We start from the raw sequence: 12,821 nt of genomic DNA, 5'->3' as shown, positions 1-12,821 counted from the left end.
TATGATAAAGATTGAGCTCATCGATTCTTTTTTGCTGGTAGCTAAACTGGGTGGAATATCAAAGGCCGCGGACAAAAAATCCTTATCCGCAATGGCCCTAAGTAAACAAATGCGATCGTTAGAAGAACGCGTCAGGCATCCTTTGTTTATCCGCACTGGACGACGTATAGCGCTAACAGAGTTTGGCTACAAGTTTAAAAATGAAGCAGAGAAACTAGCGCAAAGCCAAGCATCATTGCTTAACTGGCTTGACGAAGTATCAGGCACTGTAAGTGGAACACTTCGGGTATTGTTTCAATCACCGATGTTGTGTGACGAGACAATCGTTCCTTGGTTACCACTATTCCTCGATACATACCCCAATATAAATGTCGAGCTTGATGTCAAAGAATCGCTTATTGATATTGCAGAAGACGATTACGATATTTTTTGGGGGATAGGCGAGTATTTAGGCGAGCAATGCCCTAACCTAAAACGCAGAGATTTGTGGACTTCACGCTATGGCGTTTATGCCTCACCACATTACATTGCAAAACGTGGCCTACCGTCTCACCCTGATGATTTAGACTCACACGACATTGTAGGTTACCTTCATAATCAGCCATCAAACGTATTAGTGCTGCAAGAGCGTGGGAGCCCTATTTACCGTACGCTGAACCAACGCGTTGCCAGCGTAACTGGAATGGTAGAGTTAGCCATAGCAGGGCTTGGTTTAGTTAATGCCGGTGACGATGTTAAACAAATCGACGATGCCGTTAAGGCAAAGCAACTTATTCCAGTACTAGAGGATTATTGGTGGCAAGAAGCGAAAGTCTTTATTTATTATCACAACGTAAGGCACCATCAGCCAAAAGTGAAAGCATTCATTGACTTTTTCTTAGCTAAGCGGGATATATGGGCAAACGCTTAACACCACTAAAAAAGGGGCTCATTGCCCCTTTTTTATTCCGTTGCCGTTATGATTCTACCGGTTCAGTGACCACAACAGGGTTACTCGACCAAGCAGTGACCACGGCTTTAACAAGCGTTGCCAATGGAATGGCAAAAAATACACCCCAGAACCCCCACAACCCACCAAATACCAAAACGGCGATGATGATGTAAAGCGGGTGTAAGCTTACCGCTTCTGAAAATAATAATGGTACCAATAAATTACCATCAAGGGCCTGAATGATGCCGTAGGCTATCATCAAATACCAAAACTCTGGGGTTATCCCCCACTGAAACATAGCCACTACCGCTACAGGAATGGTGACAACCGCGGCGCCGATATAGGGAATTAATACCGAAAACCCTACCAACACACCCAGCAATATGGCGTATCGTAAGTCCATTAAGACAAAGGTGACACAACTCACCACGCCTACAATGATGATTTCAATAACCTTTCCACGGATATAATTGGCAATCTGAGAATTCATCTCATGGCCAACTTGCGTAATAAGGCGACGTTCTTTGGGTAGAAGGCGTGAAATACTGTCGAGGAAAAACAGTTTATCCTTCAGCATAAAGAAAACCATGAGAGGCACTAAAATCACGTATACCAATAGCGCTGCCAAATTTGCGATATTGCTAAAAGACGCAGAGATCAATGTCTCACCCACCTCTACCAATTTATCATTCAGACCTTCCATCATTTGATGAATTTGATACACCTGCACATAGTCAGGATATTTATCAGGTAAGGTTAAGATCCATTCCTGTGCTTTTTGCCATATTAATGGTGTTTCCTGAATAAGATTTACGCTTTGCTTTGAAATAATCGGCACTAGACCTATGAGGGTGAATATCGTTAGGGTGATAAAGCCCATCAAAACAACGGCACAAGATAAAGTGCGGCTTACACCTATATTGACCAGTCGTGTCACCGGCCAGTCGAGCAGATAGGCAATGACTGCCGCTACCAGTACTGGCATGATTAGTTCGCCCCACAGCAATAAAATTGCAGTGGTGAAAAGGATCAGTATTAGCAGCATTGCTGCATCAGGATCGGAAAATTTGCGTCGGTACCATCGACCAAAAACGCTAATCATAATGTCGCCTAGATAAACCAAAGAATAGGACAGGCATCATAGTTTATTGCGCTAGTTGTTAGCAATACGAAGAGTGTAAGAATCTTTGAAAATCAAACTGGTATGATGTTATTCAAAGTCTGTTTTAACGCGGTAAATCTCACGTAAATTGTCGATGAGCGTGTTACTAAATAGGTCTGATAGTGGTATAACTGTGTTAATCACGAGTAAATGTACAAAAGAAACGATAAAAATTGAAACTGTTTAACAACTTAGCGCTCTAAGTAGTTAGCAATATAACGTGTTCAGAATTTGTAGGTTCATGATAAAAAAGATTTCAACATCTCTGGTTGCTCTTTCTTTTGCGCTTACTGCAAGCCTAACGGCCATAGCGCAAGACGCCAATTACAGCAATAAAAATGCACTCCCAGAAATAGGTGTTGTAGCATCTGATGCTATATCGCTTGATAAGGAAATGATCGTTGGAGATGCGGTAATGCGTCAAATGCGCGGTCAAAGCCCCCTTATTTCAGACCCTGTACTTGATGAGTATTTGCAAGACTTGGGCAACCGCCTTGTAGTGCATGCCGAGAATGCTAAATTTCCCTTTGAGTTTTTTTGGGTAAACAATGATGCTATTAATGCGTTTGCATTTTTTGGTGGTCACATTGGCGTGCACACGGGTTTAATGCGTCGAGCGGAAAATGAAAGCGAGCTGGCATCTGTACTTGCTCACGAAATTTCACACGTAACCCAGCGCCATATTGCGCGACGAATGCAAGCGCAACAACGCTCATCACCTTTGGCTATTGCGTCTATGATTGGCGGTATCTTGATAGCAATGGCAAACCCAGAAGCGGGTATTGCCGCAATGCAAGCTGGCTCAGCGGCGTCTGCTCAACTGCAGATTGACTATACGCGCACCAACGAACAAGAGGCCGATAGAATTGGAATTACCATGCTGGCACGGGCGGGATTTGATCCAAGAGCCGCAGCAAGCTTTTTCTCGACAATGGCGGAAGAGTACCGCATGGTGTCAAGACCACCTGCACGCCTGCTCACTCACCCATTAACCGAAACGCGTATTGCTGATGCAAGAAATCGTGCAGACGATTATCCGCGCCGCAACTTACCGATAAATAAGCAGTTTGAGCTAGCGAAAGCACGTATCAAAGCACGCTATTCATTTGATGCCGATTACGCCGTTGAATATTTTCAAGCATCCGTTGAACAAAAGGTTCAGCGCAGCAAAGAAGCCAGTTTGTATGGCCTGGCGCTTGCCTACCTGCGTGCTGAAGAAACCGAAAAAGCGCAAGACATTATGGTGAAACTACTCGCCAATGATTCAAGTAATTTGTTTTATCTAGACGCGATGACCGATATCTATATCTCACTCGGCGAGCCGCTTAAAGCCGTGCAAATGCTTGAACCCCATGTTACGCATAACCCTCGAAATCAAGTACTGGCGTTAAATCAGGCTAATGCACTTATTAGCGCTCAGAAATATGATGCCGCAATAGAGTTACTTAAAGATTTTCTATTAGTGAAAAAAGACTATCAAATTGCCCATCAATTAATGAGTGAAGCGTATCAAAAAGCCAAACGCTTTTCTCAGATGCATCAAAGCAAAGCGGAGGTCTACGCCCTTTACGGTGCCTATAATCGTGCGGTAGACGAATTGCAGTATGCCTATAACTTTGCCGGTGATGACCACCTACAAAAACAACGCATTCGAGCGCGCATAAAGCAATTTAGGGATCAAGAAGAACGCTTACAACGTCTGTAATATGCGCGTTACTTGCTTATGGTGACAACGCCGCTCTGCATTTCTGTAAGGCGGCGTTTTATTTCCTTGGATGTTACCTCTCCCATTATCGTGTCTGCTACTTTTCCATCAGGCCCAATAATAAATGTTGCTGGCAGGTAAGAAGGCTTTTGCATAGGTAAAACGGTACTATCCTCTGCAACGATAATGGGGATATGAATATTGAACTTCTCTGCCATCTCGTTAAGGTCGCTCTCACTCTTTCTATCGTAATTAATTGCGAACAAAAGCGTATTCTCTGGCAATTGTCTATTAAACGCGTTTAATTCCGGCATTTCTCGTAAACATGGTGCGCACCAAGGGGCAAAGTAATTAATAACAACCCAGTGTTCGGTTAAATCGCCCCATGTGTATTTTTGACCACTTAGAATACGAAAGTCATGCTGTATTTTATTTTGTTGCGGCGCGATTAAGAGCTGATAGCTCATTACTCCAGCAACGCCAGCACATAGTAAAAGCGCCAACACACCGAGCTTTTTAACCAATTTGTTCACACATACACCCTTGTATTCATTTCGTGATGACGACACATCGCATCACTCATTTCATTCATATTGCCAGATGCATTTAGTTAAAAACAACTATTTAAATATAGGTATACTATGTGGCATCAAGGTTGACTAAATCAACAACTTAACAAATCAACGTGTTAAACAAGACTAACGATGAGAATAACCATGACAGATGTTTCTATTATTCATAACCCGCGATGCTCTAAAAGCAGACAAACCCTTGCGCTACTAGAAGAAAAAGGCGTCACGCCCGTTATCGTTGAGTACCTCAAAGCCCCCTTATCGGAGTCGGAAATTAAGGACATATTTAAAAAACTTAATCTTGAATCAGTTCGCCAGATGATGCGTACCAAAGAAGACGAGTACAAAGCGGCCAATTTAGGTGATAGTAACGTGACTGACCAGCAGCTGTTTGCGGCGATGGCGACAACACCAAAGCTCATCGAACGACCTATTGTAATTAATGGCGATGCCGCCAGAATTGGCCGCCCACCAGAATCAGTACTGGATATTTTATAATGTCACCTGTTCTCGTGCTTTACTACAGCCGAAATGGCAGTACAAAGCGCCTTGCCGACGCCATAGCACAAGGCGTGAGCGCGCTTGATGTGCCTGTTATTGTACGTACTGTGCCAAGCTTAAACCCAAGCGAAGACGATGATCGCTCACCCGTTGCAACAGTGACATTACAAGAGCTGGAACAATGCAGCGCATTGGCATTAGGGAGTCCAACTCGGTTTGGTAATATGGCCGCGCCAATGAAGCACTTTCTCGACTCAACAAGCAGTTTGTGGCTTAAAGGCGCGCTAATTGATAAGCCAGCATGTGTATTTACGTCATCATCATCGATGCACGGTGGTCAAGAATCTACGCTGTTATCTATGATGCTACCGCTAATTCACCATGGCATGGTAGTGTGTGGTTTACCTTATAGTGAACCCGAGCTACATAGTACAACGACAGGTGGCAGCCCTTACGGCGTTAGTCATGTGGCACACCATGATTTTGCCAACCCGCAACAATTGAGCGACGACGAAAAAGCGTTGTGTATGGCACAAGGTAAACGGCTAGCGCGCTTTGCAAAAGCACTTAGCCAACAAGCACCCTCGGAGAAATAATATGGCACCCGATACGCGTTTCTTTCGCTATCTCGCATTAGTTAGTCACACATTACTTATCGTTTGGATAACATTGTGGCAATTTACTTTTACTAAGGAGCACACCTACTCACCTATTTTTATTGCTCTGTTTTACATACTACCGCTACTGCTTCCATATTGGGGCGTGCTTAAAGGTAAACCCTACACACACGCATGGGCAAACTTTGTCGTTTTGTTTTATCTTATTCACGGGTGCACTGTTGCCTACGCTGTTCCCGCCGAATTTTGGTATGCGATCATAGAGATTGTTTTGTGTACTGGTATGTTTGTGGGCTGTAGCGCTTTTGCACGTAAGCGCGGTAGAGAACTTGGTTTAGGACTCAAGAAACTCAAAGAAGAAATGAAAGAAGAGAAAGCCTACTTTGAGGGCCAACAATAGAGGTAGAGTTATGAAAAGCTGGCGTTTTTACCTTGCTGCGGGGTTTGGACTTGTTTTTATCGCCGCATGTGGTGGCTCGGGTTCAGATTCGCCAGCTTCTCCACCTGTAACAGACTCACCGACAGGCATTACTATAGATGGCCCAACTGATGCTCGCGTCGGTGATAGTGTCGATTTTGCTGTAGTAGCCCCATCAGGGCGACAGATTACTGCTATTGCCTGGCAAGTAACAAACCTAGATTCACCGCCGCTCGGTGCACATACCCAAGCTGTGGGTTTTGACGCACAACGTGCAGGCGACTACGTAGTAAGTGTTGAATTAACCTTAGACGATGGACGCCGGTTAGATGATGTACTTACATTATCAGTAACCAATTCGAATGAACCTATGGCGGTGTTACGCCTAGGTCATGAAGCCACTGAAGGCGGCCGTGTTTCTTTATCAGTAAATACCCAAAACCTTAACGGTCTTACCGTTACCGCCATTGATTGGACACAAACTCGCGGACCACAAGTTAACGGGTTTTCATTCGATGACGGTGATTTAAGCCATAACATCTATTTTCAAGCACCGCGTGTTAGTGCAGACAGTATTATTACCATAAACGCGACCCTAACATTATCAAACGGGACCCAACTCAGTGATAGTGCCTCAGTGGTAGTCAAGAACGTTGATGTTGACCTTGACGGTTTCTTTGTCGATAACGACACGAATGAAACGGTAAGCAGCCATATGCAACCGTATAGGCCTGATAGCCCTTATGCATCAGCACTTAGCCAATGCGTTTACAATAACCAAGTAAAAAGTAGCTGTCGTTTCTCAACTCTCCCGCTAATTGGTCAAGAAACAGAGTCTCCTTCTGTTGAAGATATCTTAGATAGAACCTATGTGTCGCATCCTTGGATGGGTGACGCATTTAAACGCTTTTTAGAAACATCGCAAAGCAAAGAGGATATGCTTAAACTGCTTAGAGCAACAACGGCAGTAGTTATATCTTACGATATTAGGCCTTCATACTATTGGGTTGCTACTGGGGCAATTTATTTAGACGCAAACAACTTTTGGCGCACACCGCAAGAGCGCGACACCATCAATACACGCCCAGATTATCGCAGCGGATTTGGTAGCGACTTAGATTTTACGAGTAGTTGGCGTTATACAAAGGAGGGAGAGTATTACTTTCCCATTCTAACAAGCTTTAACGCTGCTGATAGACTCTCACGAAGTGATAGTGAAGTTGAAGCTGCACTGACATGGCTGTTATATCACGAACTTGGACACGCCAATGACTTCTTTGATTACACAGAATGGGACAACCTAGCCCCTAGCGAGAGCCCACTTTCCGCTTACAATGATGCCGCACCGATTTCTACATCGCTATCTAATGCGTTGCCACTCACCTCATCGCAACTACATGCTGTTGCGCAAGTTCGCTATGGAGGCCAAACAGCCACAGCAGCACAGCGTAATTACACCGCATTACAGATAGCCAATTGGTTCGAAACTGACGGCGCAGTATCGTTTTATTCTTACTATACTGAGCGCGAAGACATCGCCACCCTCTTTGAGCGGTTCATGATGTTGTATCGGTTGGGTGTCAGTGCCGACCTTGGATTATTTGCTCAAGAGCGTATTGATGATGGTAGCTTTACCATTACATGGGGTCAGCGTAACCGGGTAAGTGACGATAACGTAAAACCGAGAGTAGACTACGCAGTGAGCCGCATACTGCCCAATCTCAATGTACCTGACATTCAAGCGAGCCTACCCTCACCTATTATGCTTCCAACTGATAGATCATGGCGTGAGACCGTGTCGTTTGGTGTGTCATCAAATAACAAGACTGATGTTGTTGAAAGTAACGCATCTCACAATCAACAAGACGGATCGAACACACTTACGGTAAGTGATGAATTAGAAATGATAAGACGCATTGATAACGGCAAATATCAGTAAGCAATGTAATGAGGGGTTAAATAAGGCCTAGTTCACGTTTAACCATTGCCACTGACAAGCGTTTTTGTTCTTGCAACGAGCGTGTATCAAGTCTTGCCAATAAGGCCATTAGGCTCTTTAAGTCGCGCTCACTGTGATTCAGCAAAAATTGTAGCGCTTGATTCGACAGTTTAAGCCCTCTTTCGGCCGCTCTCAGTCGCACGGCTTCTTCACGCCCTGCGTCATCAAGGTGATTAACGTGGTAAATAACACCCCACGCCAGCCTAGAACGCAGATCTGGCAGTGTAAATGCAGGGTTTGATGGTCCTAAATGACTGGTACATATTACCAGCGTATGCTGTGTTTCACTCACGCGATTTAACAGGTCAAAGAGTGCTTCTTCCCATCTTTCATCACCCGCAATGGCATGGACATTATCAAGGGCAAGTACTGATAAATTCTCGAGCCCTTCGAAAATATCGTAAGACCAAGCCTGAAAATCATTCATATTAAGATACAAGTGATTAACTGATTTTTCAGCGAGTTGATGGCATGTAGCAAACAACAAATGACTTTTACCAATAGCCGACGCACCGAGCAAAGTAACTAGGGGAAGTTTGAGTGTAGACAAATGCCCTAGCCCTTGTGCATGACGCCAGTCAGGGAGCGCTATAACGATGTTCTCTAGTAGCGCCACCACTTCTTCATTACCTATATTGACGAAACTATCAAAGTTTTCGTCGATAGGCAGTGTCACTGGCAAAGGTAATTGCATGCTTTTCTAATTACTCCAGTAAAAGCTGTGCCCTTCCACTGATTCGCCATGTGCATCAGTGACTGGCCGCAATTTCGTCTCAAGTCGAACACTATTTAATAGGTCGTCAACCGTACCTACTAATGTGAGCGCAAAAGTCGCTACCGTGCCTGATTGCTCAATTAATGTCGCGCTTTCGATAACACTCAAACTGTTTAGATAGGCTTTAACACTCGCATAACTGCCAATGGTTCCTACATTTGCGATAGACACGGTTAGCACTTCGCGCTCCGAGGCATCTATACCCACAACAGCATACAAAGAGGATAGATAATTTGAATACGCATCGACAAGTTCACTGGCAAGTAATTCAGGTGTGTCGCCATAGATACTGCCATAACTCACTTTGCCACCACCTATAAACACCCAATCCAATGCAAAATCACCCTCGTCTGCACGTTTCGCATAGTGAGTAAATTCGTCCATCGTAAACGGGGCCAGCGGTTGCGCTTGTGTATTAGCATTCGTTGAAGCCATACCCAACGCTGAATTGTCGCCTATTTCAGTTTCCTTCATGACGTCGCTGTCGGCACTGATATCATTATTGCTGTTGGTAACACCCTCTGGCGTATCACGTTCAATATTTTGATCAGACATACGCGCAGGTTCACTGTCGAGCACGTCCTCTAACGCGTCGACCGTGCCAGAAGCAACAACAGTTTCTGGTAACTCGGGTATTACGGTAGGATCGTTCTTATACACCCGTGCACCAATGATGTTATCAATGCCATAGCGCACTGAGGCCGATTGCAAAGGTTCAACAAATCGTCCCCACACGTCATATGTAGTGATATTCACATTGTCGGTGAGATCCATTAACGGCAAGCTAAGTGGAATGCCGCGTTCTTTAGCTGTCTGCTTTAACGTGAGAGTAAGTTCTGATTGTGAAGATTCTTCAAGAATAACGCGTTTATCTTCATCAGATACATCCTGCGCTATCCAGACAATAGTTTCTGGGCGACGGTCTCCCCACAGCGGTAACATTTCACGCTGAAGCAGCTCTGTTAGCTTAGTGTTATCAAATTCGGCAACGTAATATGTGCGATTCCCGTCAAAGTCGAAACGATAAGAACGTAACATCGCTTGGGGTGTACGCAGTGCCGCTTTTACGCCTGCATTGTCGAGAACCGCAGTGCTTCCAGACATTTTTACGAACACCTGTTTAAGCGCTTCCTTTAATGCGGCTTGTTGTGTGCGCTGGCTTTGGTCGCTTACTTCAATGTGCGCTTCATTGACAATGACACGTTGTGCAGCGAAAACACTGGGCACAGCGTTTAACGTCAACAATGCACACACACCTGCGATCCTTGCGCCCTTAAATACGCGACTAACATAATGACTAGCGTTGCGCTTAACCATTGTTAACATCCAATCTCCATTCGTTTTTAAAACCAAACCGTTACCTTTAACACCTTATGAATTTAACTTCATCATTACGTTACACAAGGCTAATACGCTTAAGATTTCTATTCTCTTTTATATTGGGGCTAATTTCATCCTTAAAATGAAAAAGATTGTGACACATTGTTTTTCGATACCAGCAATTTAGCACTAACCTTTTGGTCAACATCTGTTTTAAATAGGCAAAACCTAGAAAAACTTCTGCAAAAAAAAGACCATAAAAACCCTGTGACAAATTGGACTTGTGTCTACTTACTGGTAGAATCCGCGTTTTTCTACCTCTTAGTTCCAGGGCCCAAACGTGAGCGAAAATAAAACCTCTTTAAGTTACAAAGATGCAGGCGTAGATATCGACGCAGGAAATCAACTTGTTGAACGTATTAAATCTGTTACCAAAAAAACACACCGCCCCGAGGTGAAAGGTAATTTAGGAGGCTTTGGTGCGTTATGCGAGCTCCCTACTAAATATAAAAAGCCGCTTCTTGTATCTGGCACCGATGGTGTTGGTACAAAACTAAGAGTTGCAATGGACGCCAACCGTCATGATGGTGTGGGAATCGACCTTGTTGCAATGTGCGTAAACGACCTGATTGTTCAAGGCGCCGAACCTTTGTTCTTCCTTGATTATTACGCCACTGGCAAGCTTGACGTTGATGTTGCAGCATCAGTGGTAACTGGTATTGGCGCAGGTTGTCAACAAGCAGGCTGTGCCTTGATTGGTGGTGAAACAGCTGAAATGCCTGGAATGTACCATGACGGCGACTATGACATAGCCGGCTTCTGTGTGGGTGTTGTTGAAGCTGACAAGGTTATCGATGGCACAAATGTTAAACCTGGCCAAAAGCTCATTGCATTAGGTTCATCTGGTCCGCATTCAAATGGTTATTCATTGGTTCGTAAAATCATTGAGGTAAGCGGTGCTAACGTTAATGAGAACCTTAACGACAAACCAATTATTGACCAGTTGCTTGAACCAACGCGTATTTACGTCAAGTCGGTGTTAGCCCTATTAGAAGAAGTAGAAGTTAGCGCAATCTCTCACATCACGGGCGGTGGTTTCTGGGAAAATATCCCTCGCGTACTACCTGAAGATGCCAAAGTCGTTATTAACGAATCTACATGGGAATGGCCTGCCATTTTCTCTTGGTTGCAAGAGAACGGTAACGTGACGCGCCACGAAATGTACCGTACTTTTAACTGTGGTGTTGGCCTTGTTATTGTTGTTGACGAAGCAGACGTAGACAACGCGTTGTCTATCCTTAAACAGCACGGCGAAAACGCGTGGGTAATTGGTGACATTGAATCCAAAGACGGCGAAGAGCAAGTAGAGATCAACGCGTGAGTGAAGCTGTGACTAAGTTATGTGTATTAATTTCGGGTAATGGTAGTAATTTACAAGCTATTATTGATGAAATAAAAGCACACCGTTTGAATGCACAAATTAGTGGTGTGATCAGTAATCGTCCAAATGCCTACGGTTTAGAGCGTGCAAAAGAAGCAGGCATTGAAGCAGTATGTATTGATCATACGCAATATGAAGACCGCATCGATTACGATAACGCCTTGAAAGCACAAATCGACGCATTTGGTGCCGATTGTGTTGTGCTTGCAGGCTTCATGCGTATTCTAACACCTGAGTTTGTAAACTATTTTTCTGGAAAATTAGTGAACATTCATCCATCTTTGTTGCCAAAGTACAAAGGGTTGAATACGCATCAGCGCGCTATTGATAACTCAGACACTGAACACGGTGTTAGCGTTCATTTTGTAACACCCGAGTTAGATGGTGGTCCTGTCATTATTCAAAGCCGAGTACCGGTGTTTGAAGATGATACAGCAAGCGATTTAGCCGAGCGTGTTCAAGAGCAGGAGCGCCGCATTTATCCACTTGTGCTATCTTGGTACAGCGCGGGTCGACTTAAAATGCGAAACAATAAGGCTGTTTTAGATGATCAAGAACTTCCAGAATCTGGTTATGCGAGCGAGTAAAGGGCTTGTAAGTTGCACATTGCTGACACTGTCTTTGTCAGCAATGGCACAAGATTCCCAAAGCGACACACTGTCGCTTACGCCCTACAAGGCAACCTATACCGCGTATAAATGGGACGATGATGTTGGCGAAGCCAGCATAGAGTTATCTAAATTAGGTAACAATCAGTATTCGCTGCTATATACGTCAAAGGTATCTAAGTTTTTCCTGTCTGATAAACGCAGTGAACACTCGATTTTTACTGTAAGTGATAACACTGTTGTGCCATCACAGTACTTTTACGATCGTTCTGGTACTGGGCCAGATAAAGCATTAAAAGTCACGTTTAGTCATCAGGGTAACGGTAAAATTAATGTCGAAAATGGCGATACTTTTGATTGGAACGGTGAGTTTGATAATCAAATATACCGTCTAGACCTTGCTAAGCAGCTGGCAGAAGGAAAAACTTCACTCTCTTATGACTTCGTAAACTACCGTGGTGAGTTGCGTCATTACGGCGTTGAAGTTGTAGATAATGAAACACTGTCCCTGCCCTATGGCAAGATTGAGGCAGTGAAGGTGAAGCTTATTCGAGACTCAAAAAAACGTGAGACGTTTGCATGGTTTGCCCCTTCGTTAAACTATGCACTTGTGCGTTTACAACAGTTTAAAGAAGGCGATGAACAAGGTGACATAAAGCTTAAGTCATTCACTGAGCTGTAGTCGATTTTGGTATCGTCTTTTTTCATCGTATTAACTCTGCCGAGTTTAACATCTTGTTAAACTCGGCAGTTTGTTTTAAGCACAACATTA

13 protein-coding genes are annotated in these 12,821 nt (G+C 44.1%); 9 read left to right on the top strand and 4 right to left on the bottom strand.

Annotated features, from left to right (window positions below; genetic code table 11):
- The first annotated feature begins 1 nt into the window (after nt 1).
- Nucleotides 2–910 (top strand): LysR family transcriptional regulator, encoded by a 909-nt coding sequence (locus JN178_RS09485; protein ID WP_202265578.1) that lies wholly within the window; start codon nt 2–4, stop codon nt 908–910.
- Between the two features lie 46 nt (nt 911–956).
- Here JN178_RS09485 and JN178_RS09480 read toward each other — a convergent pair whose 3' ends face one another.
- On the bottom strand, nt 957–2,033 hold the full coding sequence (locus JN178_RS09480) for an AI-2E family transporter (protein WP_159624725.1): 1,077 nt from the start codon (nt 2,031–2,033) through the stop codon (nt 957–959).
- 301 nt (nt 2,034–2,334) lie between these two features.
- Here JN178_RS09480 and JN178_RS09475 point away from each other — a divergent pair, with 301 nt between their 5' ends.
- Entirely contained in the window at nt 2,335–3,798 is a 1,464-nt protein-coding gene (locus JN178_RS09475; protein ID WP_202265576.1) for a M48 family metalloprotease, read from the top strand.
- A gap of 8 nt (nt 3,799–3,806) precedes the next feature.
- Here the strand turns inward: JN178_RS09475 and JN178_RS09470 are convergent, their stop codons facing one another.
- Nucleotides 3,807–4,331, bottom strand: a complete 525-nt coding sequence (locus JN178_RS09470; RefSeq protein ID WP_232369739.1) for a TlpA disulfide reductase family protein — start codon at nt 4,329–4,331, stop codon at nt 3,807–3,809.
- 183 nt (nt 4,332–4,514) lie between these two features.
- Here JN178_RS09470 and arsC point away from each other — a divergent pair, with 183 nt between their 5' ends.
- Genes arsC through JN178_RS09450 form a run of 4 tightly spaced genes read left to right on the top strand, consistent with a single transcriptional unit; the run spans nt 4,515 to nt 7,845 of the window.
- A complete protein-coding gene (gene arsC / locus JN178_RS09465) occupies nt 4,515–4,868 on the top strand; it encodes an arsenate reductase (glutaredoxin) (RefSeq protein WP_159624731.1) in 354 nt (117 codons plus the stop codon).
- A complete protein-coding gene (gene wrbA, locus JN178_RS09460) occupies nt 4,868–5,467 on the top strand; it encodes an NAD(P)H:quinone oxidoreductase (RefSeq protein ID WP_202265574.1) in 600 nt (199 codons plus the stop codon). Before arsC ends, wrbA begins: the two co-directional genes overlap by 1 nt.
- A gap of 1 nt (nt 5,468) precedes the next feature.
- Nucleotides 5,469–5,888 carry a DUF2069 domain-containing protein gene (locus JN178_RS09455; protein WP_159624735.1) on the top strand — a complete coding sequence of 140 codons (420 nt, stop codon included), beginning with the start codon at nt 5,469–5,471 and terminating at the stop codon, nt 5,886–5,888.
- Between the two features lie 10 nt (nt 5,889–5,898).
- Entirely contained in the window at nt 5,899–7,845 is a 1,947-nt protein-coding gene (locus tag JN178_RS09450; RefSeq protein ID WP_202265572.1) for a hypothetical protein, read from the top strand.
- Between the two features lie 16 nt (nt 7,846–7,861).
- Here JN178_RS09450 and hda read toward each other — a convergent pair whose 3' ends face one another.
- The gene (hda, locus tag JN178_RS09445) at nt 7,862–8,599 is read right to left on the bottom strand and encodes a DnaA regulatory inactivator Hda (RefSeq protein WP_202265570.1); all 738 of its coding nucleotides are present in this window, start codon (nt 8,597–8,599) and stop codon (nt 7,862–7,864) included.
- 6 nt (nt 8,600–8,605) lie between these two features.
- A complete protein-coding gene (locus tag JN178_RS09440; RefSeq protein WP_202265568.1) occupies nt 8,606–10,006 on the bottom strand; it encodes a DUF2066 domain-containing protein in 1,401 nt (466 codons plus the stop codon).
- A 334-nt stretch (nt 10,007–10,340) separates the two neighbouring features.
- Between JN178_RS09440 and purM the strand changes: the two genes are divergently transcribed.
- The 3 genes from purM to JN178_RS09425 are packed head-to-tail and all read left to right on the top strand — an operon-like array spanning nt 10,341 to nt 12,731.
- Complete coding sequence (gene purM / locus JN178_RS09435; RefSeq protein ID WP_202265566.1) at nt 10,341–11,381, top strand: phosphoribosylformylglycinamidine cyclo-ligase; 1,041 nt, start codon at nt 10,341–10,343, stop codon at nt 11,379–11,381.
- On the top strand, nt 11,378–12,028 hold the full coding sequence (gene purN, locus JN178_RS09430) for a phosphoribosylglycinamide formyltransferase (protein WP_159624744.1): 651 nt from the start codon (nt 11,378–11,380) through the stop codon (nt 12,026–12,028). The genes purM and purN overlap by 4 nt, the downstream gene beginning before the upstream one ends.
- Nucleotides 11,988–12,731, top strand: a complete 744-nt coding sequence (locus JN178_RS09425) for a DUF3108 domain-containing protein (RefSeq protein ID WP_202265564.1) — start codon at nt 11,988–11,990, stop codon at nt 12,729–12,731. The genes purN and JN178_RS09425 overlap by 41 nt, the downstream gene beginning before the upstream one ends.
- Nucleotides 12,732–12,821 lie beyond the last annotated feature (90 nt).

The organism is Alteromonas sp. KC3 (assembly GCF_016756315.1).
Lineage (GTDB): Bacteria > Pseudomonadota > Gammaproteobacteria > Enterobacterales > Alteromonadaceae > Alteromonas.
This window is presented reverse-complemented; position numbering and strand designations above follow the sequence as displayed.

Coding starts and splice junctions, on each gene's coding strand:
- JN178_RS09480 (WP_159624725.1), bottom strand. CDS start 2,033: ATGATTAGCGTTTTTGGTCGATGGTACCGACGCAAATTTTCCGATCCT.
- JN178_RS09425 (WP_202265564.1), top strand. CDS start 11,988: ATGATCAAGAACTTCCAGAATCTGGTTATGCGAGCGAGTAAAGGGCTT.
- JN178_RS09455 (WP_159624735.1), top strand. CDS start 5,469: ATGGCACCCGATACGCGTTTCTTTCGCTATCTCGCATTAGTTAGTCAC.
- wrbA (WP_202265574.1), top strand. CDS start 4,868: ATGTCACCTGTTCTCGTGCTTTACTACAGCCGAAATGGCAGTACAAAG.
- JN178_RS09475 (WP_202265576.1), top strand. CDS start 2,335: ATGATAAAAAAGATTTCAACATCTCTGGTTGCTCTTTCTTTTGCGCTT.
- JN178_RS09485 (WP_202265578.1), top strand. CDS start 2: ATGATAAAGATTGAGCTCATCGATTCTTTTTTGCTGGTAGCTAAACTG.
- JN178_RS09450 (WP_202265572.1), top strand. CDS start 5,899: ATGAAAAGCTGGCGTTTTTACCTTGCTGCGGGGTTTGGACTTGTTTTT.
- arsC (WP_159624731.1), top strand. CDS start 4,515: ATGACAGATGTTTCTATTATTCATAACCCGCGATGCTCTAAAAGCAGA.
- JN178_RS09440 (WP_202265568.1), bottom strand. CDS start 10,006: ATGTTAACAATGGTTAAGCGCAACGCTAGTCATTATGTTAGTCGCGTA.
- hda (WP_202265570.1), bottom strand. CDS start 8,599: ATGCAATTACCTTTGCCAGTGACACTGCCTATCGACGAAAACTTTGAT.